The 22047-nt window shown below is 62.5% G+C and carries 26 protein-coding genes and 1 riboswitch; of the genes, 14 read left to right on the forward strand and 12 right to left on the reverse strand.

From position 1 onward, the window contains the following. Positions 1–804 (forward strand): DUF1194 domain-containing protein, encoded by an 804-nt coding sequence (locus tag AC56QQ_RS06505; RefSeq protein ID WP_489858029.1) that lies wholly within the window; start codon positions 1–3, stop codon positions 802–804. A gap of 90 nt (positions 805–894) precedes the next feature. Here AC56QQ_RS06505 and AC56QQ_RS06510 read toward each other — a convergent pair whose 3' ends face one another. Continuing rightward, positions 895–1809, reverse strand: a complete 915-nt coding sequence (locus AC56QQ_RS06510) for a glycosyltransferase family 2 protein (protein WP_497125975.1) — start codon at positions 1807–1809, stop codon at positions 895–897. Between the two features lie 379 nt (positions 1810–2188). Between AC56QQ_RS06510 and AC56QQ_RS06515 the strand changes: the two genes are divergently transcribed. Continuing rightward, complete coding sequence (locus tag AC56QQ_RS06515) at positions 2189–2575, forward strand: DUF1330 domain-containing protein (RefSeq protein WP_497125976.1); 387 nt, start codon at positions 2189–2191, stop codon at positions 2573–2575. On the opposite strand, the gene AC56QQ_RS06520 is transcribed toward AC56QQ_RS06515, so the two are convergent. From AC56QQ_RS06520 to metX, 4 genes are all read right to left on the reverse strand, one after another. Then, complete coding sequence (locus AC56QQ_RS06520) at positions 2572–3564, reverse strand: glycosyltransferase family 2 protein (protein ID WP_497125977.1); 993 nt, start codon at positions 3562–3564, stop codon at positions 2572–2574. The genes AC56QQ_RS06515 and AC56QQ_RS06520 overlap by 4 nt on opposite strands. Positions 3565–3729: 165 nt before the next feature. Next, entirely contained in the window at positions 3730–4560 is an 831-nt protein-coding gene (locus AC56QQ_RS06525; RefSeq protein ID WP_497125978.1) for a Stf0 family sulfotransferase, read from the reverse strand. Then, positions 4509–5123: a methionine biosynthesis protein MetW gene (gene metW, locus AC56QQ_RS06530; protein WP_256751788.1), complete on the reverse strand. Its 615-nt coding sequence runs from the start codon at positions 5121–5123 to the stop codon at positions 4509–4511. The genes AC56QQ_RS06525 and metW overlap by 52 nt, the downstream gene beginning before the upstream one ends. After that, positions 5120–6289 (reverse strand): homoserine O-acetyltransferase MetX, encoded by a 1170-nt coding sequence (gene metX, locus AC56QQ_RS06535; protein ID WP_489858024.1) that lies wholly within the window; start codon positions 6287–6289, stop codon positions 5120–5122. Before metX ends, metW begins: the two co-directional genes overlap by 4 nt. A 120-nt stretch (positions 6290–6409) precedes the next feature. Then, a riboswitch (SAM riboswitch) is annotated at positions 6410–6487 on the reverse strand. Between the two features lie 134 nt (positions 6488–6621). On the opposite strand from metX, the gene hisC reads away from it, so the two are divergent. Together hisC and AC56QQ_RS06545 are read left to right on the forward strand one after the other, a co-directional pair. Further along, positions 6622–7731: a histidinol-phosphate transaminase gene (gene hisC / locus AC56QQ_RS06540; protein WP_497125979.1), complete on the forward strand. Its 1110-nt coding sequence runs from the start codon at positions 6622–6624 to the stop codon at positions 7729–7731. A 6-nt stretch (positions 7732–7737) separates the two neighbouring features. Next, positions 7738–8673 carry a prephenate/arogenate dehydrogenase family protein gene (locus tag AC56QQ_RS06545; RefSeq protein ID WP_497125980.1) on the forward strand — a complete coding sequence of 312 codons (936 nt, stop codon included), beginning with the start codon at positions 7738–7740 and terminating at the stop codon, positions 8671–8673. A 171-nt stretch (positions 8674–8844) separates the two neighbouring features. On the opposite strand, the gene AC56QQ_RS06550 is transcribed toward AC56QQ_RS06545, so the two are convergent. Beyond that, positions 8845–9774 (reverse strand): sugar kinase, encoded by a 930-nt coding sequence (locus AC56QQ_RS06550; RefSeq protein ID WP_497125981.1) that lies wholly within the window; start codon positions 9772–9774, stop codon positions 8845–8847. 7 nt (positions 9775–9781) lie between these two features. Further along, entirely contained in the window at positions 9782–10780 is a 999-nt protein-coding gene (locus tag AC56QQ_RS06555) for a DUF2125 domain-containing protein (RefSeq protein WP_497125982.1), read from the reverse strand. 133 nt (positions 10781–10913) lie between these two features. Here AC56QQ_RS06555 and AC56QQ_RS06560 point away from each other — a divergent pair, with 133 nt between their 5' ends. From AC56QQ_RS06560 to AC56QQ_RS06570, 3 genes are all read left to right on the forward strand, one after another. Next, positions 10914–11435 carry a gamma-glutamylcyclotransferase gene (locus AC56QQ_RS06560; protein ID WP_489858018.1) on the forward strand — a complete coding sequence of 174 codons (522 nt, stop codon included), beginning with the start codon at positions 10914–10916 and terminating at the stop codon, positions 11433–11435. 114 nt (positions 11436–11549) lie between these two features. After that, entirely contained in the window at positions 11550–12497 is a 948-nt protein-coding gene (locus AC56QQ_RS06565; RefSeq protein WP_497125983.1) for an aldo/keto reductase, read from the forward strand. Positions 12498–12587: 90 nt separating this feature from the next. Beyond that, positions 12588–13214 carry a LysE family translocator gene (locus tag AC56QQ_RS06570; RefSeq protein ID WP_497125984.1) on the forward strand — a complete coding sequence of 209 codons (627 nt, stop codon included), beginning with the start codon at positions 12588–12590 and terminating at the stop codon, positions 13212–13214. A 23-nt stretch (positions 13215–13237) separates the two neighbouring features. On the opposite strand, the gene AC56QQ_RS06575 is transcribed toward AC56QQ_RS06570, so the two are convergent. Together AC56QQ_RS06575 and AC56QQ_RS06580 are read right to left on the reverse strand one after the other, a co-directional pair. Beyond that, a complete protein-coding gene (locus tag AC56QQ_RS06575) occupies positions 13238–14026 on the reverse strand; it encodes a lysophospholipid acyltransferase family protein (protein ID WP_497125985.1) in 789 nt (262 codons plus the stop codon). A gap of 77 nt (positions 14027–14103) precedes the next feature. Continuing rightward, on the reverse strand, positions 14104–14250 hold the full coding sequence (locus AC56QQ_RS06580) for a hypothetical protein (protein ID WP_497125986.1): 147 nt from the start codon (positions 14248–14250) through the stop codon (positions 14104–14106). Positions 14251–14297: 47 nt separating this feature from the next. Between AC56QQ_RS06580 and AC56QQ_RS06585 the strand changes: the two genes are divergently transcribed. The 3 genes from AC56QQ_RS06585 to AC56QQ_RS06595 all read left to right on the forward strand — a co-directional run bounded on the left by AC56QQ_RS06585 (position 14298) and on the right by AC56QQ_RS06595 (position 15713). Next, the gene (locus AC56QQ_RS06585) at positions 14298–14447 is read left to right on the forward strand and encodes a hypothetical protein (RefSeq protein WP_497125987.1); all 150 of its coding nucleotides are present in this window, start codon (positions 14298–14300) and stop codon (positions 14445–14447) included. Between the two features lie 138 nt (positions 14448–14585). Next, a complete protein-coding gene (locus tag AC56QQ_RS06590) occupies positions 14586–15056 on the forward strand; it encodes a nuclear transport factor 2 family protein (RefSeq protein ID WP_497125988.1) in 471 nt (156 codons plus the stop codon). Positions 15057–15080: 24 nt separating this feature from the next. Further along, positions 15081–15713: a pyridoxamine 5'-phosphate oxidase family protein gene (locus AC56QQ_RS06595; protein WP_497125989.1), complete on the forward strand. Its 633-nt coding sequence runs from the start codon at positions 15081–15083 to the stop codon at positions 15711–15713. Positions 15714–15720: 7 nt separating this feature from the next. Here the strand turns inward: AC56QQ_RS06595 and AC56QQ_RS06600 are convergent, their stop codons facing one another. The 3 genes from AC56QQ_RS06600 to ftsE all read right to left on the reverse strand — a co-directional run bounded on the left by AC56QQ_RS06600 (position 15721) and on the right by ftsE (position 18181). Beyond that, positions 15721–16443 carry a YdcF family protein gene (locus AC56QQ_RS06600; protein ID WP_489858011.1) on the reverse strand — a complete coding sequence of 241 codons (723 nt, stop codon included), beginning with the start codon at positions 16441–16443 and terminating at the stop codon, positions 15721–15723. Positions 16444–16539: 96 nt separating this feature from the next. Beyond that, a complete protein-coding gene (locus AC56QQ_RS06605; protein ID WP_497125990.1) occupies positions 16540–17529 on the reverse strand; it encodes a cell division protein FtsX in 990 nt (329 codons plus the stop codon). After that, on the reverse strand, positions 17522–18181 hold the full coding sequence (ftsE, locus tag AC56QQ_RS06610) for a cell division ATP-binding protein FtsE (protein WP_023757234.1): 660 nt from the start codon (positions 18179–18181) through the stop codon (positions 17522–17524). Before ftsE ends, AC56QQ_RS06605 begins: the two co-directional genes overlap by 8 nt. 305 nt (positions 18182–18486) lie before the next feature. Between ftsE and AC56QQ_RS06615 the strand changes: the two genes are divergently transcribed. The 4 genes from AC56QQ_RS06615 (at position 18487) to AC56QQ_RS06630 (ending at position 22044) form a co-directional block, all read left to right on the forward strand. After that, entirely contained in the window at positions 18487–19131 is a 645-nt protein-coding gene (locus tag AC56QQ_RS06615; protein ID WP_497125991.1) for a hypothetical protein, read from the forward strand. Between the two features lie 185 nt (positions 19132–19316). Continuing rightward, the gene (gene hpt, locus AC56QQ_RS06620) at positions 19317–19859 is read left to right on the forward strand and encodes a hypoxanthine phosphoribosyltransferase (RefSeq protein WP_489858008.1); all 543 of its coding nucleotides are present in this window, start codon (positions 19317–19319) and stop codon (positions 19857–19859) included. A gap of 75 nt (positions 19860–19934) precedes the next feature. After that, on the forward strand, positions 19935–20306 hold the full coding sequence (locus AC56QQ_RS06625) for a response regulator (RefSeq protein WP_489858007.1): 372 nt from the start codon (positions 19935–19937) through the stop codon (positions 20304–20306). Between the two features lie 139 nt (positions 20307–20445). Then, on the forward strand, positions 20446–22044 hold the full coding sequence (locus tag AC56QQ_RS06630) for a tetratricopeptide repeat protein (RefSeq protein WP_497125992.1): 1599 nt from the start codon (positions 20446–20448) through the stop codon (positions 22042–22044). The last annotated feature ends 3 nt before the right edge of the window (positions 22045–22047 follow it).

Below are 22047 nucleotides of genomic sequence, written 5' to 3' on the forward strand. Positions count from 1 at the left end.
ATGCTTGATGCTCTCCGCCTGCTTGCCTGTCTTGCCTGCGCCCAGGCAGCTCCTGTTGCCTCGCCGCCCGATGCGCTGGCCGTGGACGTCGAGCTGGTGCTGGCTGTCGATATCTCGCTGTCGATGGACGAAAGGGAATTCGCCCTGCAGCGCGCCGGCTATGTCGAGGCGCTGCGGCATCCCGATTTCATCAAGGCGATCCGCGCCGGCAACACGGGCCGTATCGCGCTCGCCTATTTCGAATGGGCGGGCACGGTGCGCGATGACGGGGTCATCGGCTGGCAAATCATCGACAGCGCCGAAAGCGCCAACAGCTTTGCCGACAAGGTCGCGGCTCGCCCGTTCCGCAGCTTTCGCGGCACCTCGATTTCCGGGGCGCTTGCCTTCGGCGCAGAGCTTTTCGATCGGACTGCCTTCCGGGGCGAACGCAGCGTCATCGATATTTCCGGCGATGGCCCGAACAATATCGGGCCGCCGGTGACCACGACACGCGATGCCGCCATCGCCAAAGGCATCGTCGTCAACGGCCTGCCGATCCTGATCAGCCCGTCGCCCACCTTCAGCCATCTCGATCAATATTATGCCCAGTGCGTGACCGGAGGACCCGGTTCCTTCGTGCTGCCGATCCACGCGGCCGCCGAGTTTTCCACGGCCATCCGGCGCAAATTGATCCTCGAGGTCAGCGGTGTTCAGGATAGGGGCAGGGTCGTTCCCGTCGATGCCGCGGCTGCCATCGACTGTCTGCAAGGCGAACGGGACAGACGGTTCTATTCCGATCCGTTTTTCCCGGAACTCGACCGATGAGCTTGCGCCGCACCTGCTTGGGCATGTCGCTGTCCCAAAACCGCTGCCCACCCCGGATCAAGCCCGAGGGCATGCTTTCGGGGACATATGTCAGGCCGGACGGGCACTAAGCCTTTTAAGATCACGTCGCCAGCGCCGGCCACGGACATAGCCGTGCATCAGTTCCGGCAGCGAGTAGCCGAGCGCTGTCGACGAGCGGTTGGCCATATAACCCGCAAATGCCTCCGGTATCCGGCCTCTGAGGATATCGGCAATGATCTGCCGCGAGATCATGTAGGGCGGAATGTGCGGGTAGGAGCGGGCAATATGCGGGTGTTTGCCCATCAGGTTCGCATAGGCTTCGACATAGCCGTCCCGGCGGCCCGAAATCGAATTCTCCGAATTGTATTTCGTCCAGTCCATATCCTCGGACAATTGCGCGCCGAAGCGCCGGGCAAGACGCAGCAGCAATTCCCGATCCTGCATCCGGGTGATGTCGCTGTCGTAGCCACCAATGCCCAGCAAGGCCTCGCGGCGGGCCGTTATCGCTGAACCGGCAATGAAGATCGTCTGCGCGACCAGCGCCCGTTCCAGCATCGTCGGGCTCAGTAACACATCGCGGTTGACGCAGTTGGTGGCGCGATTGCCCTTCAGGGAGACAAACGAGCTGATCAGGACCTGAAGCACCGGATTGTCATCAAACCAGGCCAGGGTTCGTTCGAGCCGGTGCGGCAGGTAGACATCGTCGGAATCGAGGAATGTCACCACAGGCGCCCGCGCCCGCTCGATACCGGCATTCCTGGCGGCGTTGGCGCCTCGCCATTTCGCGCCGACATAGATCAGCCGCGGGTCGCGAATGCGGGCGAGCGCGGCCTCGGTTCCATCGGTCGAGCCATCGTCGACGACAATATGCTCAAGTCTCGGCATGCTCTGGGAAAGCACGCTTTCCACCGCGCGCAGCACTGTTTCGCGCCGGTTGTGCGTTGGCGTTATGACTGTGATGAGGGGTTCGGTGATCCCGACCATGTCGCGTCAGCTGTTTCCCGCGCAAGGATGCGCGTTGATCCAGGGCTTTTCGATTTTCACAACGGTCGAATGGATCGGACTTCCCCCTCCGCCACACCTGAATCGTATCCGACGCAACGCTATATAAAACAGCCGCCCGTGTCACTCACCGCGCCGGTGCCCAACCCCGCATGAAATGACGAATTCCTGCCCCTAGCGTTCCAATTGCAACAGCCTTGCAGGAAAACGGGGGCGAATCACCAAAGAAGAGGTCGGTCCACCTCCTGCCAGACCGCATGCAATTCCATTACCTCGGGCGTAATCGCCTTGGGGTCGGTGTTTCGGCACATTGCCCTTGCGAGGCCGGGCTGATCGGCCTCGATGCAGAGGGAGTACAGTCATGACCGCCTACGCCGTTGCCCATATGCGCCACGTTACGCCAGGACCGTGGGTCGTCGAATATCTCGAGAAGATCGATGCCACGCTGGAACCCTTCGGCGGTCGCTTCGTCGTCCATGGCGGCGAGTTCGAGGTCGTGGAAAACAGTTGGCCGGGACATCTGATCGTCATCGAATTCCCGGACAGACAACATGTGAGCGCATGGTACAAATCGCCCGCCTACCAGGCGATCCTGGGGCTGCGAACCGAGAATTCGGAATCCGACGTGATCTTCGTTACCGGCGTTGGACATCCGCACAGGGCCACGGATGTTCTGGAGCAGTCGGTGGCTCCTGGACCAATTCGACATTTGCGGGCGCAATTCGAAGGACCGCCGCAAAGCATCTAGCTGTGTCCGACATAGTCCGGCACGAGTTCGATTTCGTCCCGGACGATCCCGGCTGCGAAACTGAACTGACCCCAAAACGCCAGGCCATAAAATGCCTGACCGACGACAAGGGAGAAGGGAATTTGCCAAAGGGGCATCCCTGTCTCGCGGGCATGGCTCACAATACGCCGCGTTGTACGCCAGGACATGGTGAACCAACGGGAGAATGACTTGACCACCCGTTGCATGCGGCTGGGTGAACTAAGCTCGACAAATTTCCGATCGGCATCGCGGCCGGTTACCAGCGCACGCCAGTAAAAGAATTTCCAGCCGCGCGGCGCGTAATGGTAGACACGCGCGTTGACGTTTTGAATTTCATGGCCCTCGCGTTGCAGTTTACGCATAAGCAAAGTGCAGGAAACCTTGAAGCCATTGTGCTTCGGAAAAGGGTTGTTTGTAATCCAGAGACGTCGAAAGGCTATATTGTTGGCGTTGATCGCCCGTTTCGAAGCAAATCGCTTGTCTCCCCGCGCCATCGGGAAAAACCAAATCAGCGCAAACGTCCTTGAAAAGAAATCGTCGTACAAAAGATATGTGTAGCCGTTTACGCAGACAATCTCCGGGTCCTCAAACGGTCCAATGAGAGCCGAGAGCCACCCCGGCTCCGGAACCGTATCGGAATCTGTTAAGACAACCACATCTCCATCTGCCCTCAGGACTCCATTATTCTTGAGGTCATAATATCTGCCGCCTGGGCAAGCGGCAAAGATCAGGTCTGCAACCTGTTCCAGTTGCGGCGCTTCCGCCGTGATGTCGTCAAGAAGAGATTTTGCATCCGTGTCACTGCCGCCGTGGGCAATGACAACCTTGGGTCTTGCCAAGCCGTTCGAAGAAACGACGGCAATTTCACGCGCCAAGGCCTTCAGTCCAACGCCGACCTCGGCCCAATCTATGGACCTGGCGTTCTCCATTTCCACGACGAGTGAATATGTTGTGCGTTCTTCAGCCATCTCTGCACCGACCAGTTATCAGTGCCTGGGTGGCTATAGTTCCCGCAACCCAATGTAAAGGCAACCCCTGCCGATCAAGTGACATCGTTTTCGCATGGCGCTCCGCGATCCGGTGTACTCTGGCGGATTGCCTTTACGATCAAATCGGAACCTGAGCGCGGATTACTATCGAAAAACTCGAATACGACGATTGCTGGCCAGAAATGTCGAGGTGTCGGAGTACTGCGACAAGAAAAGCTCCCTCCATTCCGCATTGACGGTGTCTCGTTGAATTTCGAGACCAGAGTTGGGGACAGAGGTAGGCTCAGAGGTGATCTTGGTATCAGCCAGATATGCGATTTTCTCGAGATTCGCCCGTGGAGCCTCCAAGATTTCCTCGTATATCAATGACAGGAAGGGCAATCCGTTCTTCGCCAGCCAGACATCCCAGGCCAGATTTTCCAGCGCGATTTTTTCAAGCGACTCCGCGATCGCCGCACCGTCGTAGCGTGGTGCCTGCCGACTGGTCTCGGTTGAGCGGAACCGACCGGTTTGACGAGCGCGCGTCCACGAAATCGCCTGACCAAGCAGATCGCGGCGAGTCAGACGGACATAGCGCAATCTTGGAAGGCTGGCAGGGAGATCCACGGTCTTGGCCACCTGGGAAAACTGGCTGGCAAACAGTTTGACTGCGTAAACTCCGGATGTAGATCGCCCGTCCGTCAAGGCACGCAGGACCTGGGCACGGGGATCGCGAGGATAGTTCGGCAATTCGAGAACCCGGCGGCCGCCGAACCATTCCAGGGGGTTGCCAAGTCCTACGGCTGCCATCAACCCAGCGAGGTGGTTGCTGCCGCTACGCGGTGACGTGCAGATCAAAATTCCGACTTTTATCCCAGCCAGGATGTCTGGCGGAATTTCAACTGGCAAAGGGCGTTTGCGAAATAGGTTCATGGCGAACAAAGCTACCGTCTCAGCAAAAACACCGCCTGCTGGCCGAAGAAATTCCAGAACCACCACGGCATCGACAGGCCGATCTTCTGGCCGTTGGCGTCGAGCGCGGTTGCCTTTTCCACCGTCGCGCCAAGCTCGTCGCACAGGTTGACGAAGTCGCGGATGGTGCAGAAGTGGATGTTGGGCGTGTCATACCAGGAATAGGGCAGGTCCTTGGTCACCGGCATGCGGCCGTTGAGGAACAGAGACAGGCGCACCCGCCAGTGGCCGAAATTGGGGAAGGACACGATCGCCCGATTGCCGATCCTGAGCAGTTCGTCGAGCACCAGCTTCGGGTTGCGGGTGGCCTGCAGCGTCTGCGACAGCACGACGAAGTCAAAGCCCTTGTCGGGATAGAACTCGAGATCCTTGTCCGCATCGCCCTGGATGACCGAGAGGCCGCGCGCCACGCATTCGTTTACGCCGCGCTGCGACAGCTCGAGTCCACGGCCGTCGACCTGCTTGGTGTCCTGCAGCAGTTCGAGCAGCGAGCCGTCGCCCGAACCGACGTCGAGCACACGAGACTGCGGCGGGATGAGGTTGGCGACAACCTCGAGGTCGACACGCTGGTCGCGGTTGACGCTCATGATGCGAGCCCTCTCGCCCGTGCCGCAGAACCGATGAAGCCGTTGATGGCGGCAAACAACTCCGGCTCGTCGAGCAGGAAGGCGTCGTGGCCACGGTCGGTCTCGATCTCGACGAAGGACACCGATGCGCCGGCGGCGTTGAGCGCGTGCACGATCGAGCGGCTCTCCTCCGTCGGAAACAGCCAGTCCGAGGTGAAGGACACCAGGCAGAAGCGGGTTTTCGTGCCGGCGAAAGCATCGGCCAATCGACCGCCATGGTCGGCAGCGAGGTCGAAATAGTCCATCGACCGAGTCATGTAGAGATAGGAATTGGCGTCGAAGCGGTCGACGAAGGTCATGCCCTGGTGGCGCAGATAGCTCTCGATCTGGAAGTCGGCATCGAAGCCGAAGGTGAGCGCTTCGCGATCCTGCAGGTTGCGGCCGAATTTTCGGTGCAGGGCGGCTTCCGACAGATAGGTGATATGGGCGGCCATGCGCGCCACCGCCAGCCCCTTTTCCGGGCGTTTGCCGTAGTCGAAATATTTGCCGCCATGCCAATCCGGATCGGCCATCACGGCTTGCCGGCCAACCTCATGGAAGGCGATGTTCTGCGAGGAATGGCGGGCGCCGGTGGCGATCGGCAGTGCCGAGAAGACGCGCTCCGGATAGCTCGACGCCCATTGCAGCACCTGCATGCCGCCCATCGAGCCGCCGAGCACGCAAAACAGCTTTTCGATGCCGAAATGGTCGATCAGCATCTGCTGCGCGCGCACCATGTCGCGGATGGTGATGATCGGCAGGTCGAGCCCATAGGGCTTGCCGGTGGCGGGATTGGTCGAGGCTGGGCCGGTGGAGCCCAGGCAGCCGCCGATGACGTTCGAGCAGATGACGAAGAAGCGGTTGGTGTCGATGATCTTGCCCGGGCCGATCAGCACTTCCCACCAGCCCGGCTTGCCGGTCACCGGATTGGTGTTGGCGACGTGCTGGTCGCCGGTCAGCGCGTGGCAGACGAGGATGGCATTGGAACGCGCGTCATTGAGCGTGCCATAGGTCTGGTAGGCGATCTGGAACGGCGACAGCAGCGTGCCGGCGTCGAGCTTGAGCGGCTTGTCAGGTCCAAAACGCAACACAGGGCTCGACGGTTGGTCGGCCTCGTTGTTGGTCTTTCCAGCGCGCAGAGCGGCCATCACATCTCTCTACCATTCCGCATCATGCTTTTCGAAAAATCGCTGCCGATTTTCGGGCCGATGCGCTCATCCGCCCGGTCGCGGACAATAAAAAACCGGCAATGCCTTCGCAAAGCCGGTTACGTCACGCAAACGGCCCTTTAGCGAATTGTTTAACGTGGCTGCAAGCCGACCGGCCAAATCACCACGGAACTGTCGCTGCCCTTCTAGAACTCGCCCGCCTTGCCGTCAATGCCGGCCACTGGCATCACCGCCACCTCTCGACATTGCCGGTCGTGGCTTGTATTTCCGCTGCGGCTCCTGCCGGGAGCCTTCTCGATGGATATCTCGAAATGAAGCAGACACCGGATCAGGCACGTCCAACCCCGCGCGTGGGCATCATGGACATCGACGCCTATGTGCCGGGCAAGAGCACGGCGCCGGCCGGCGTCGCCAAGGTCTACAAGCTGTCGTCGAACGAGAATCCGCTTGGGCCCTCGCCGAAGGCGATCGAAGCCGCGCGGGAGATTGCCGGAAAGCTCGACATCTATCCCGACGGCACCGCCGGGCGGCTGCGCGAAGCGATCGCCGAGGTGCATGGCCTCAACGCACAGAACATCATCTGTTCCAACGGTTCCGACGAGATTCTGGGCCTGCTGGCGCAGACCTATCTGGCGCCCGGCGACGAGGCGATCTTCACCGAACACGCCTTCATGGTCTACAAGATCTATATCCAGTCGGCAGGTGCCGTCCCGGTGGCGGTCAAGGAGACCGATGAGCGCGCCGACATCGATGCCATCCTGGCCGCCGTCACGCCGCGCACGAAAATCGTGTTCCTCGCCAATCCCAACAATCCGACCGGCACCTATGTGCCGTTCCAGGAGGTGCGCCGCCTGCATGCCGGCCTGCCCAGGCATGTGCTGCTGGTGCTCGACGCGGCTTACGCCGAATATGTCCGCCGCAACGACTATGAAGCCGGCATCGAGCTGGTCGGCAGCGCCGAGAACGTCGTGATGACCCGCACCTTCTCCAAGATCGGTCTTGGCGGGGCGCGGATCGGCTGGATGTACGCGCCGATGCACATCGTCGACGCCATCAATCGTGTGCGTGGCCCCTTCAACGTCAATGCAACGGCGATCGAGGCCGGCATCGCGGCGATCCGCGACCGCGCCCATGTCGAGCGCAGCGTCGCGCATAACGAGACCTGGCTGGCCTGGGTCAGCGAACAGATGACGGGGCTTGGGTTGCGGGTGACGCCCAGCGTCGGCAATTTCGTCCTCATCCATTTTCCCGACGACCAGAAACACTCCGCAGCGGCGGCGGACGACTATCTCACCGCGCGCGGCTATATCTTGCGGCGCGTTTCCGGCTATGGCTTTCCCAACGCGCTGCGCATGACCATCGGCACCGAAGAGGCCAATCGCGGCGTTGTCGCCGCACTCACGACATTCCTGAAAAGCTAAAGCACCATGGCATCACCGATGTTTGAGAAGATCGCGCTGGTCGGCATCGGCCTGATCGGCTCGTCGCTGGCCCGCGTCATCCGCCGCGAGGGGCTGGCCAGTCACGTCGCCATCTCGACCCGCAGCGCGGCGACGCTGGCGCGGGCGCAAGAGCTTGGGCTAGGCGATTCCTACACCACCGACGCGAAAGAAGCGGTCCGCGATGCCGATCTGGTCATCGTCTCGGTGCCGGTCGGCTCATCCGGCGCGGTGGCCGAGGAAATTGCGCCGGCGCTGAAGCCGGGCGCGATCCTCACCGATGTCGGCTCGACCAAGGCATCGGTCATCGCGCAGATGCAGCCGCACGTGCCGGCCGGCGTGCATTTCATTCCCGGCCATCCGCTGGCGGGCACCGAGAAGTCGGGGCCGGATGCCGGTTTCGCCGACCTGTTCGACAATCGCTGGTGCATCTTCACGCCGCTGCCGGACACCGATCCGGATGCGCTGGAGAGGCTTTCCGAATTCTGGCGCCGCTGCGGCGCCAACATCGACACGATGGACCCCCAGCATCACGACATGACGCTGGCCATCGTCTCGCACCTGCCGCACATCATCGCCTACAACATCGTCGGCACCGCAGATGATTTGCAGTCGGTGACCAAGTCCGAAGTCATCAAATATTCGGCTTCCGGTTTCCGCGACTTCACCCGTCTCGCTGCCTCCGACCCGACCATGTGGCGCGACGTCTGCCTGCACAACAAGGACGCCATCCTCGAAATGCTGGCGCGGTTCTCCGAGGATCTGGCGTCGCTGCAACGGGCGATCCGCTGGGGCGACGGCGAAAAACTCTTCGATCTGTTCACCCGCACCCGGGCCGTGCGCCGCTCGATCATCGAGGCCGGCCAGGACATCGACGTACCCGACTTCGGCCGCCAGGCGATCGAGCACCCGGCCAAGAGCTAGGGTCTATTGAGATTCAGGTGAAGCCTGCCTGCAAACGGCGCTTTCCTGCGCTTCCGGTGCTCACGTACCCGACGCTCCGCTGCGGTTCTCGGAAATCGCCTCATTTGGTCGCTTCGCGCCCGTCTTCGACTCCGACTCGGCCTGACCTGAATCTCAACAGACCTTATGACGCTATGGTGGCGCAGGCCAGGTCGCCGCAACCATGGCCAGCGTCTCGGCCCTGTCCGGGGCGCCGAGCCTGCCACCGAAGCGCAGGCATTTGAGCGCGGCGGCGGCACTGGCAAAACGCAAGGCCTGCTCGACCGGCATGGCTTCCGCCAGTCCGACGGCAAAGGCACCGTGGAAGACATCGCCGGCGGCAAGCGTGTCGACCGCCTTGATCCTTGGCGCCCCCACATGACGGGTTGATCCCGCCGCGCGATCGAACCACCAGGTTCCCGCCGCGCCGCCGGTGACCGCGACAAAGGCGTCGGTGCGCCGGGCAAGTGTCTCGCAGGCCTGGAGCGGGTCGAGATCCCGATTGCACAGAATGCGCGCCGCCGGCTCCGAGGCCACGATGTGGGACGCCAGCGGCAAGAGCTGCTCCAGCACATCGCTTGACGCGGTATCGGCATCGAGGATCGCCGGCCGGCCGATGGCACGCGCCGCCTTCAGTGCAAGCGCTGCCGCACCCGGCCAGCGCACGTCGACCAGCACGGCATCGAATGCGGAAAGGTCGGCCGCTGGCAGGGCCTCGGGATCGGCCTGGGCCTGGCTGTCATAGAACGGCACGATGATGCGCTCGCCCTGCGCGTCGACCAGGATCGAGGCCAGCGCGGAGCGGGCGCCGCCGACACGGCGGACAAAGCCGCAATCGACGCCCTCGGCCTCGATCGCGGCAACCAGATGGTCGCCGACCGGATCATCGCCGGCACTCGCCCACAGCGCCACGTCGGCGCCCAGGCGATGCGCGGCGCAGGCGGCGCTCGTCGCCATGCCCGAGGCGATCTGGACGCCGTCGGAGGCGATGAATTTTCCCTGATGCGCCGGTAGTGTCTCGACACGCAGGATTGTGTCCAGCGTCAGCGCGCCAACACTCAGCAGCTTCACCGGTCTTGCCATGGAAGGGTTATTCAACCGGCTTGATCTTGCCCAGCGGGATGAAGCCGAGCGAGGCCTTGCCCTTGACCACCTTCAGCGGCATGGACGGTTCGTTTCCGAGCATCGCCAAAGCGCCAAAGCCCTGTTCGATCTGGCTTTTCTGCTCGGGGATGGCGGTGCCGAGGATTGCCGCCACGGCCTTCGGATCCTTCAGCCTGATCATCAGATCGGCATCGATCAGGCCGTCGGCATCGACCGACAGCGGTCCAGAAACCGTAACGCGCGCCGTCCCCGACGACAGATCGAGGTTGCGGATCTCGATCTTCTGGCCGCGCAGGCTCTGCACGTGGGTGCCGATCAGCGCAACGCCGTTCTTCAACGTGGCGTCACCGCTGGCATCGAGGGGCGGCAGGACGCGCCCGCCGATTGCGTCGGGATTGATCTCGAGATCGCCAAAGCTGCCGAGATAGTCGATATCGCCGCTGTTCGGCTGCAACTGGCCGGCCGCCTTGCCGGCGCTGAACAACTGCACCGGATCGGTGTCGTCGGCCGGGTCGGTCTGGCCTGACAGGCCCTCGGCCTGCAGCGAGATCCGTCGTGGCAGCGGCCATGACAGTTTGACCTTGGCTTGCAGATTGTCCCAGTCGATCCACAGCGGCACCATGCCCGGGACCGAGGTCCTGAGCGGACCACGCAGATCGGCGACCGGCGACAAGGGTTGGGTGATCTGGGCGACGGCATTGAAACTGCCGGCCGAGGCGGCGATGTTCCTGGCATCGTCCTCATAAGCGAGGTTGTCGCAGGAGATGGCAAAGCTCAGGGGGTAGCCGCTGACCTGGAGATTGGCGCAGCCGGCCTCGACGCCACTCTTGTTGAGCGTGGCAACTGCCTTGTCGGCCTCGCTTCTGACCCGGTCCGCCAGATAGAACCAGCCGCCGCTGTAGATGGCGAACAGTATGACGATGAACGCCGCAAGCCACCACAGGCGGCGACGGTTACTCGGTTGGCGTTCGTCACTTGACGTCATGCTTTGGCTCTCATTAACGCATGGGTATTGGTGGACGGAGCTTCGATTCCGACAACAATAGGTAGACAGAGACGGGCGGAAAAAACACCGATTCGGTGCGGTGTTGGCATCTTTTGCAATCAGGCGCGGCGATATGGGCGATTTTTGGGTGTTTGGTTACGGTTCGCTGATCTGGCGGCCGGGTTTCGCGCATGTTGAGACACAGCGCGCGCGCCTGCACGGCTACCGGCGCTCGCTTTGCGTCTACTCCTTCGTGCATCGCGGCACGCGTGAACGGCCGGGGCTGGTGCTCGGCCTCGACCATGGCGGCTCCTGCGTTGGCCTGGCGTTCCGTGTTCCCGGCGAATTGCGCGCCGAGGTGATCGCCTATTTGCGCGAGCGCGAGCTGGTCACCAACGTCTATCTCGAGCGCACGCTCAAGATTCGCCTCAGCGGTGGCGGGATGGTCGAGGCGGTGGCCTACATCGTCGACCGTGGGCATGAGCAGTATGCCGGTGCACTGGACGCGGCGCATGCGGCGGCCGTGGTGCGCGGCGCGGTCGGCCAATCCGGTAACAACGAGGACTATGTGTTCAGCACGCTGGAACACCTCGAGGCGCTGGGCATTCGCGACCACTGGCTCGAGGATGTCGCCAGGCGGGTCGCGCCTTTGTGAAGCGCTGGATCTGCGGAAAAGGCGGCCAGGCCTTTGACCTCGATGAGGCAAGACCTAGGTTAGGTCCCAAAGCTGGGCGGCCATCCGCCCGTCCAATCATCACGGAGATCCGTCTTGCAGAAACGCCGTCTCGGTCGTACCGACCTTTCCATCGCGCCGCTGGTTCTGGGCGGCAATGTCTTCGGCTGGACCGCCGACGAGAAAACCTCTTTCGATCTGCTCGACCGCTTTGTCGGCGCCGGCCTCAATGCCGTCGATACGGCCGACGCCTATTCGCGCTGGGTGCCCGGTAACAAGGGCGGCGAATCGGAAACGATCATCGGCAAGTGGATGAAGGACCGCGGCAACCGCGACAAGATCGTCGTGGTCACCAAGGTCGGTTCGGACATGGGGCAAGGCCACAAGGACCTGTCCGCCGCCTATATCGAAAAGGCGGTCGACGCGTCGCTGAAGCGGCTGCAGACCGATGTCATCGACCTCTATCTCTCGCACTGGCCGGATCCGGCTACCCCCTATGAGGAAACCCTTGGCGCCTACGAGAAGCTGCTCGCCAAGGGCAAGATCCGCTATGCCGGCTGTTCAAACCTCGATGCCGGGCAGTTGCGCGCGGCGCTCGACGTGGCGAGCCTGCGCGGCCTGCCGCGCTACGAGGTGCTGCAGCCGGAATACAATCTCTACGATCGCTCTTCCTTCGATGGGCCGTTGCGCGATCTGTGCGTGGCCGAGGAGATCGGCGTCATCACCTATTTCAGCCTGGCCAAGGGTTTTCTGAGCGGCAAATACCGCAGCGAGGCCGATCTTGGCCAAAGCGAGCGCGGCGGCGGGGTTAAAGACTACCTCAATGCGCGCGGCATGCGCATCCTCGCCGCACTGGATGCGGTATCGGCCAGGCATTCGGCCAAGCCGGCGGAAGTGGCGCTTGCCTGGGTTATCGCGCGGCCAGGTGTCACCGCGCCGATCGCCAGCGCCACCAAGCCCAGTCAGATGGACAGTCTGATCAAGGCGGCGTCGTTGAAGCTGACGGCCGATGACATGGCCGAGCTCGACAAAGCCAGCGGCTGAGGTTTCGGCGAGCGCCACGCGCACGAACGTCCAAGACGACCCTCTTGTCCTGCCATACCGTCCTTCGCACGGGGCAAGGCAGAGGGTGAAATGACCGAATCGCTTCTTTCGCAGCCGGACCTTTGGCGCCAACTGTTCGCGCTGGTGCTTGCCGCGACGGTCGTCATGGGCAGCCCCGGGCCGGCAACGATAAGCGTCACCGCCGTCGGTGCCGCCTTTGGCCTGCGCCCCTCGCTGCGCTATGCCTGCGGGATCATCCTGGGCACGATCGCCGTGCTGTTGGTGGTGGCGAGCGGGGTGGCGGCGATGTTTGCCTCGATGCCGCGGCTCGCGCCGCTGCTGGCTGTCGCGTCTGCCGGCTACATCCTCTACCTGGCGTTCAGGATCGCCACCGCTCCGCCCTTGGCAACGCATGCCGGCCAGGCCGCGCGCCCGACGTTCTCGGGCGGCTTCCTGCTGGCGGTCGCAAACCCGAAGGCCTATGTGGCGATCGCCGCCGTGTTCGCCGGCGCCTCTTCGAAACAGGGTGCCGTTGAGCTTGGTCCATGGCTGAAGCTGGCCGTTCTCGCCCTGATGATCGTCGCCATCCATGTCTTGTGGCTTGTCGCGGGAGCAGGGTTCGCGCGTTTTCTGCGCCAGCCTGTGGCCTCGCGGATCATCAATCTGATCTTTGCGGCAACGCTGGTGTTGACCACCGCGCTGGCCGTGTTCGGCTGAGCGTTGCTCCGCGGGCTCCCGCTTCAGGCCTTGGCGCCGAGCTCCCGCAACCGTTTCACCGCCGTCGGCGGCAGGTCAGGCGGGTTTGAGGCGCGGGATGCCTCGATGAGGAACTGGTCGCAAGCCGCCTCGGTCTCACCGATCAGCCGCGCCATGAATTCGTCCTTGCTCAGGCCAGGCGGGATCGGCGGCAGGAAGCGCGCCTTTATGGTGCCGGGATAACGCAGGAATTTGCGGCGCGGCCAGTAGAGGCCGGCGACATGGGCGACCGGCACCACCGGGACGCCCAGCTGCGCATAGATTTCGACGATGCCGTATTTGTAGGCCGGCTCGTCGCCCGGCGCCCGGCGCGTGCCCTCGGGATAGATGATCAGCTGGCGCGGATTGCGCGCCATCTCTTCCTTGGTCGCGGCAACGACCGCCTTCAGCGCCTTGGAGCGGCTGCCGCGGTCGACCGGGATCATGCGCATTTTCATGATGTACCAGCCGAAGAACGGGATCCAGGTCAGTTCCCGCTTGAGGATGTAGAGCGGATCCTGGAGGAAGGGGAAGAAGGCAATCGCGTCCCAGAACGACTGGTGCTTGGGCGCCAGGATGAAGGAGCCTTCAGGCAGGTTTTCCTGGCCGGTGATGTCGTTCTTCGTGCCGGCGATCTTGTCATAGAGCCACATCGAGGTGCGCGACCAGAATTTCGGCACGAACCAGGCGCGGTGACGGGGTGACAAGAAATAGTAGGGGGTCCAGAGGATCATCTGGACGATCAGATTGACGTAGAAGACGAAATTGAACGCCAGCGATCTGACATAGAGCATGGGGGAGGTCCGGTGAGGAGGTGTGCGTTGGTTACACCAAGCGCGGGCAAAAAGGAAACAGGGCGATACGGCTCATTCTACCAGCTTGCTTGCGCCAGACGTTCCCTCAGGCGTGGCGCCGCGAAATCGAGGAAAGCGCGCAGTTTCACCGGCAGCCGGCCCTGGCCGGCGTGCACCCTTGACTGTAGAACGGCGACGATCTGGTCGAAAAGCACTCGCGTCATACCCACGTCGGCAACCCAGCATCGATCGGCTGACGCTCGCAAGCGGAATGCCCGAACGGCTTGCGGCGGAAAGGCTGCCGGCCTCCACCGTCGCGGCGGCCCGTCGCTTCTTCCGGAAAATGGAAGGGTTGATTGCAAATATGCCATCTACATCCATCAAATGGAAAGGTGCATATAACGGCGGCGTGTCGCTCTGAACACCTGGACCAACTCTATCAATGAGTTGCCGGCACCGAAATCGATTTTTTGGTTGTTTCTGTCCGCGAAGCTGCCTGAATCCGGAGCGGGTCAGCGTTATTCGCCGGTCTCCACTTATTCATCGCAGAGGAGTTGCCATGTCCGAAGCCCGCCCACCGCTTCCGCCTTTCACCGCCGAAACCGCCGCGCAGAAAGCCCGCATGGCCGAGGATGCCTGGAATTCCCGCGACCCGGCACGCGTCGCGCTCGCCTACACGACAGACAGCCGCTGGCGCAATCGCGCTGAATTCCTGCAGGGGCGCGATGCCATCCAGGCCTTCCTGACACGGAAATGGAGCCGCGAGCTCGATTACCGGCTGATCAAGGAGGTTTGGGCGTTCCATGGCAACCGCATCGCCGTGCGCTTCGCCTATGAATGGCGCGACGACAGCGGTTCATGGTTCCGCAGCTATGGCAACGAGAACTGGGAATTCGATGAACATGGCCTGATGCGCCTGCGCATCGCCAGCATCAACGACCTGCCGATCGGCGCGGCCGACCGCAAATATCACTGGCCGCTCGGCCGGCGGCCGGATGACCACCCGTCGCTGTCGGAGCTCGGGCTTTAGCACCTTTCCGTAAGGAGGCTTTCGATGAACGCGCATGCTTTCACCAGCGACGTCGCCTTCACGCCGACCGTCAAGGCGATCCAGGCCCGCAAGGGCTCACGTCAGTCCTATGCCCGGGTCGAGGAGCGTGGCGGCTGGCAAGCTCATATCACGCCAGACCTTGCCGCCTTCATCGAGGTGCAGACCAGCGTGTTCCTGTCGACGGCCAATGGCGATGGGCAGCCCTATATCCAGCATCGTGGCGGCCCTGCCGGCTTCCTCAAGGTGCTGGATGACCACACGATCGGCTTCGCCGATTTCTCCGGCAACAGGCAGTTCATCACCCAAGGCAATCTGGCCGACAATCCGCGAGCCTTCCTGTTCCTGATCGATTACGCCCACCGCCAGCGCATCAAGATCTGGGGCTCCGCGCAGGTCGTGGAAGGCGACGCTGAACTGATGGCAAGGCTGATGCCGCGGGATTACAAGGCGCGCCCGGAGCAGGTCATCCTGTTCACGATTTCGGCTTGGGACGCCAATTGCCCGCAGCACATTCCGCAACGGTTCGAGGCGGCGGATGTGGCGGCGGCACTTGCCGAGCGGGATCGGCGCATCGAACAGCTTGAACAGGAAATCGTGCGCCTTCGAGGCGCCTCGAAGGTCGGCGCCGGGGAATGAAACGGGTTTAGCCGCCGGCCGCTGTCTCGGCCAGCGCGATGCCGTCGGGTGTTGGCTTGACCGGCACGATACCCCGCGCCAGCGCCAGCAGATACTTATTGTACTCGGTGAACAGCACGCGCAGCGCCCGTGGCTTGGTCAGCCAGCCGCCATTGTCGAGGTTGGAATTCACCACCGGATAGGGCTCGAGCTTGGCGCCATGCAGCAGCCGGCGCATTTCCAGCAGGCTGCGAGGCATATGATAATTGTTGGTGACGAGGATCACCGTGCCATAGGCATGGCTTTCAATCCATTTGGCGCTTTCCTCGGCATTGCCGATCGTGTCGAGCGCGGCGCGGTCGATATCGACGCAGCAGGAAAACAGCCTCTTGTCGCCGCCGGTCGCGGCCTGAAGCTGGCGGCGGCTGGCCGAGGGATGCACGCCGCTGATCAAGAGCCGCTCGCCTTTTCCGGACGCCAGCAGATCCATCGCCGCATCGAGGCGTGACTGACCACCGGTCAATACGATGATTGCATCGGCCTTGGCCGGGTTGGCGGGCGTCGTCAGATGGCTGACCTTGTTGGCGAACCAACCGAAACCGCCGGCAAACAATGTCGCGAGCACCAGCAGGGACAGGGCGGAAATGCGCAGGACAGTCTTCAAACGGCCGGCCTTGCCGTGGTCGTGCAAACAAGCAACCACTGGCATCTGTCCAGCCGTCCCGGTCGAATCCCGCGCGTCCATCTCCATATGGTTAACCCCGAAATGCCGCCTTTGGTAGGTAAAAGACGCACTTTGCGTTACGCCAATTCTCCATCCGTGATCACCCGAGCTTTTTCCATGCCGTCAGCCTGCATCCGGTTGCCGGACGTCGATGTCGCTGAGATAGGCGACGACGGTGGCGTGCGAGGTTGCCGCCGTCAGCGCGCCGATCACCAGCACCATCAGCACGACACCGAGATAACCTGCCGAACCGATGGCGAAATTGCCGAACAGGGCGGCTGCCTGGTCGGCCTGCGGTGTCGCGATGTTGCGCGACGACCACCAGGAAAAGACGATGAAGACAAGCACGGCCGCCGCCCCACCGGCGGTAGCGCCCTTCATGCCGGTGACCAGGAAATGCCGGCGGAATTCGCGCGCGATGAAGCGCGCCTCGGCGCCGACGAAATGCAGCACCTCGATGATGTGGCCATTGCCGGCCATGGCGCCGCGCGTTGCGAACACCACGGTCAGCACCGTCGCCGACAGCATCAGCGCCAGAACGGCGATGCCGATTGTCACCGTGGTGCGGGCCATGGCCACCAGCCGGTCGACCCAGGTACGGTGATCGTCAAGCGACGCGCTCGGCAGTTTCGGCGTGATCGCGGCGCGCATGGCGGCGAAATCTGGCGGGCTGTTCTCGTCGATGGTGACGATGATCAGGCGCGGTACTGGTAGCTCGTCGATGTTGAGGCCGGAACCCAGCCAGGGTTCCAGCAGCCTTGCCGTCGCCTCGCGGTCGATGATCCGGGTCGCCTTCACGCCGGGAAACTCGCCGGCGATCTGCGAGGCACGGGCAAGGGCCGCCTCCATGTCGAGGCCATCGGCCGGCTTGATCTGGATCGTCGCCTCGCGCGAGATCTGGTTCTCCCAGACCGAGGCGGTGTCACGCACCAGCGTCACCGCGCCAAAAGTCAGGCAGGACAGGAAGGTCATGATGGCAATGACCAGCACCAGCGCTCGCCCGGCGATGTTCTGCGCCGGCACGATAGGCGCCATCTTGCGCTGGGCACGCGGTCTTGCCACGGCCGCTTCGGCGTCGTGGTCGTCAAGATGTTCGGCGGACAGCTCAGTCATAGATGTCCAGCCTTCCGCCAGCCAGGATCATGCGGCGTGCGTCGACCTGCTCCATCAGGCCGAGGTCGTGGGTCGCGATCACCACCGCCGTGCCGAGACGATTCAGCTCGATGAACAGCCGCAGCAGGCGTCGCGCCAGCGGCGGATCGACATTGCCGGTCGGCTCGTCGGCCAACAGGATCTCCGGCTGTTCGATCAGCGCACGGGCGATCGCGGCGCGCTGTTTCTCGCCGCCGGACAGGACCGGCGGCAGCACATGCATGCGCTCGCCAAGGCCAACCCATTTCAACAGCTCGGTGACATCGGTGCGATAGCTTGCCTCCTCGCGCCCGCGCACGCGCAGCGGCAGCGCGACATTCTCGTAGGTGGTCATGTGGTCGAGCAAGCGAAAGTCCTGGAACACCACGCCGATGCGACGCCGCAGATGCGGCAGTTCGCTGCGCGAGATGCGGGAACGGTCCTTGCCGAAGATGGTGATCAGCCCGCGCGTCGGCTTCAGCGACATGAACAGCAGGCGCAGCAAGGTCGTCTTGCCGGCGCCCGAAGGTCCGCTCAGGAACTGGAAGGAGCGCTCCGGGATGTGCAGGGAGATGTCGCGGAGGATTTCCGGACCCATGCCATAGCGGAGGCCGACATTTTCGAAGCGAATCACTTTCGACGACCTGAAATTTCTAGAGCATGATGCCGAAAAGTGTGAGGCGGTTTTCAGACGACATCATGCTCTATCTCTTAGTTTAGAGGCGGATTCAGATTTCAGGTCGATTTGACCTGAAATCATCCGGCTCTGGCGGCGGCAAGCCAGCCTGCTCTGGGAAAAGACCATCGGCCGGCATGGTTAACCGTCGGTTAATTCCTGGGCTCTTTCGGCTCGTCACGAGGGCTCCGGTGGGGAAGCGTTAACCATTTGCGTTTACGCAAAAGAAACGAAAAGCGAACACGTGCTGCAATGCTGGGGCCATGATGGCTGAGGATCGAACCGCGCGCCCGGTTTCCGGCGAAATCATGACCGATCCGCCGGCAAATGCCGTCGCGGACCGGATCATGCGCGGATCGGCGGCCGATATCATCGACGCCGACTATGAGGTGATGCCACGCCTTGTCCCTGCCGCTGAAAGCGCATCGCCACCGCCGCGGGCGATCATTCCGCCGTCCATCGAGGGCATGGACATGCTGCGCAAGCCCGAGGCCCCGGCTGAGCGGCCGCCGGCCGCGCGCGGCGGACCGATCTTCTGGATCGCCGGCATCGGCGCCGCCCTTGCCGCTTTCTGGGTCTCCGGCGGGCATGCGCTGGTGCGCCAGGCGCCGTTCCTGTCTGGAGGGCAAGTGTCCGCGCTGACCATTTCGGGGGTCACGTCACGCGTCGACGCCTCGGGGCCGAACCCCGTACTATTCGTCGACGGCGAGGCCGCCAATGACGGAACGAAACCGGCGCAGCTGCCGCCACTCGAAATCCGGGTGACCGGCAATGACGGACGCTTGACCCGCTATACGTTGGGGACATCCGGCCGTTCGCTGGCATCGGGCGAAAGATTCGGCTTTGCCAGCCGCCTCGACGTGCCTAAGAACGGCGTAAGGACTGTATTGGTCACCTTCGCCCAATAGCATGTGTCGATATTCAGGTGAGGCCGGCCTGCAAACGGCGGTTCCCTGCGCTTCCGGTGCTCACGTGCTTTAAGTACGCTCCGCTCCGGTTCCCGGAGACCGCCGTTTTCGGCTTGGCCTGACCTGAATCTCAACGCACGCTGGGCGTGAAGGGGTCTTGGGTAAAAATCTTGAGGGGGCGAAAAATGCCAGTTGTACGCGGCAAGGACATCGAAGTCCTGTTTTCAGCATCGGCGATCGCACGGCGCAATCTCGAACTCGCCAAGGAGATCGCAGAGCATGACTATCACGACCTGCTGGTGATTTCGGTGCTGAAGGGCTCGTTCATCTTCGCCGCCGATCTCATCCGCGCCATGCATGATGTCGGCCTGTCGCCGGAGGTCGAGTTCATCTTCATCTCCAGCTACGGCGCCGGCACCACCAGCGGCGAGGTGAGGGTGCTGCGCGATATCGACAATGAGGTTGCCGGCCGTGATGTGCTGCTCATCGACGACATCCTCGAATCGGGCAAGACGCTGAGCTTCACCCGCGACCTGATGCTGTCGCGCGGCGCGAAAAGCTGTTCCATCGCCGTGCTGCTCGACAAGCGCATGCGCCGCCAGACCGCGCTCACCGCCGACTATGTCGGCTTCGACTGTCCCGATTATTTCGTCGTCGGCTACGGCATGGACGTTGCCCATGCCTTTCGCGAACTGCCGTTTGTCGGTGTCGTCAAAGGTGACGTCTGAGCGACTTCCAAAAAGGCTCGTCGACCCGCCTCGCCTTCAGGAAAAGTCAACTTTTCGCCGCCAAAAATGCCGGCCATGGCAAAGCTTCTGATCGTCGAGGACGATGAGTCCGTCCGCACTCTCGCAGCCCGCGCGCTCGAACGCGCCGGGCACACAATCGATATCGCCGCGGACGGCGCGCAAGGGCTTTCGCTGATCCAGGCCGCGCATGGCCGCTACGATCTCGTCGTCTCCGACATCCGCATGCCGGAGATGGACGGCATCGAGATGGCGATTGCGGCGGCAGCGCTGTTCCCGTCGATGAAGATCATGCTGATGACCGGCTATGCCGACCAGCGCGAGCGTGCCGAGGAGTTGAACGGCATCATCCTCGATGTCGTGCAAAAGCCTTTTACGCTCGCCGAAATCCGCGCTCGGGTTGAAAAAGCGATCGCCTGCTTCGCTTAGGGCATGCTCGCGCATCCCAGGTCGGCGGTGTCTTCGATCCGGACGTGGGCGCTAACCACGTCGCAGCAAAAAACCGGGCTACGTGACATTCTATCTTCGCATCCCCTAATATGCTCTGGGGCAGATTGGGGTGGGCAGCATGGCGCGGCAGCGTCGCAAGGTGGAATCGACGGGCGAGCAGCCTGCAATGGCGGGAACTGCGGCACCGCCGCGGCCGCGACCACGCCGTCTGCACGAGCGATTTTCGCTTGCCGGTTTCGACACGTGGTCGACGACCGTCCGCAGCATCTTCCTGAATGCGCTCTTCTTGATCGCGGTCATCATTGTCTTCCCGGTGCTGGTGAGCCAGTTTCGCCGTGACGAGGTGGTCATCGAGCCGATCGCCGTGCCCGAAGCGCTTGCCAAGGAAGGGTTGACCGCCGATGTCGCTGCAAGCCGTGTTTGGGACGGCCTGCAGGACGTCACAGCCAAGGCCAAGACCAGCAAGGCAAGCATAAGTGCCATCCCACAGTCTCGCCGCGTCGAGTTTTCCTTCCCCGATTCCGGCTTCTCGATCGAGTCGCTGATCTTTCACGTGCGCCGGCTGTTCAACGCCTATGAGACGCGCATTTCGGGAGAATTCGTCTGTTCCGACAGCGAGTGCGCCCGCGCGGGCCTGCGCTTGCGGCTGAGGGTCGTGCGCGACGCGGTCGAGATCATTGATCTGCCAGCGATCGGCGACCAGGCCGAGCGGCAATATTTCACCGATGCGGCCTCCAGCATCATGGCAAGCCTTGATCCTTTTATAGCCATCGCGGCTGATGCCGAGAAAGAGCCGCTGCGGGCGACCACATTGGCGCGGCGGCTGATCCGCTCGCACCACAAGGATGCGAAATGGGCCTACAATCTCGTCGGCCTCATCCGCTACAACGCCAATGACTTGCCGGCGGCGATCGAGGACTTTCGGGCTGCCATAGCACTCGATGCCGGTTTTTTGCCAGCGCGCCTCAATCTGGGAAATGTGCTACGCGTCTCCGGCGACCTCGATGGGGCGCAGGCGGAGTTCAACGAGGTGCATGGCCGCGGCACGAACAACGCCCTTGCCATCGAAGGCTTCTCCGACATAGCGATGGCCCGCAAACAGCCCGACGAGGCGATAAAGTTCCTGGTCGAGGCGGCGGATCTCGATCCGGAAAATCCACGCTACTATGCCAAGGCCGGCAAGATCGAACTCGATCGCGCCCACAAGGAGCAAGGCGTCAGCCTGCTGCGCCGTTCGCTGGAACTCGATCCCGGCTATCTCGTTGCCTTCGCCTATCTGGCTTCCATGTATATCGGCGATGGCAACTACGAAGAGGCGGAAAAGGTTTTCCGCGACGCCGCCGACTATTCGCCGTCAAATGCCGAGGCCCAGGCGCAGGATGCCAATCTGCTCGCCTTGTTGCATAAATGGGATGCCGCTGCCGAGCGATATGACCGCGCCAAGACCATCGAGCCTGGCAACGCCGCGTATTGGCTGGAATATGCCCGTTGCCTGCAGGCGCTCGGTAAGCAGAAAGAGGCGTTGAAGGCGCTCGACGCAGCCGTGAAACTGGCGCCGGACAAGGCCGAAATCTACAGCGCGCTCGGCGACAGCTATCGCGACGCCAACCGCAAACCCGACGCCATCGCTGCCTACAAGAAGTTTCTCGAACTGGACAAGACGAACTCGCCCACTCGCCCTATCATTCAGCGCTTCATCGAAATTCTCTCCGGCTGATCA

This window comes from Mesorhizobium sp. RCAM 05099, from assembly GCF_059683685.1.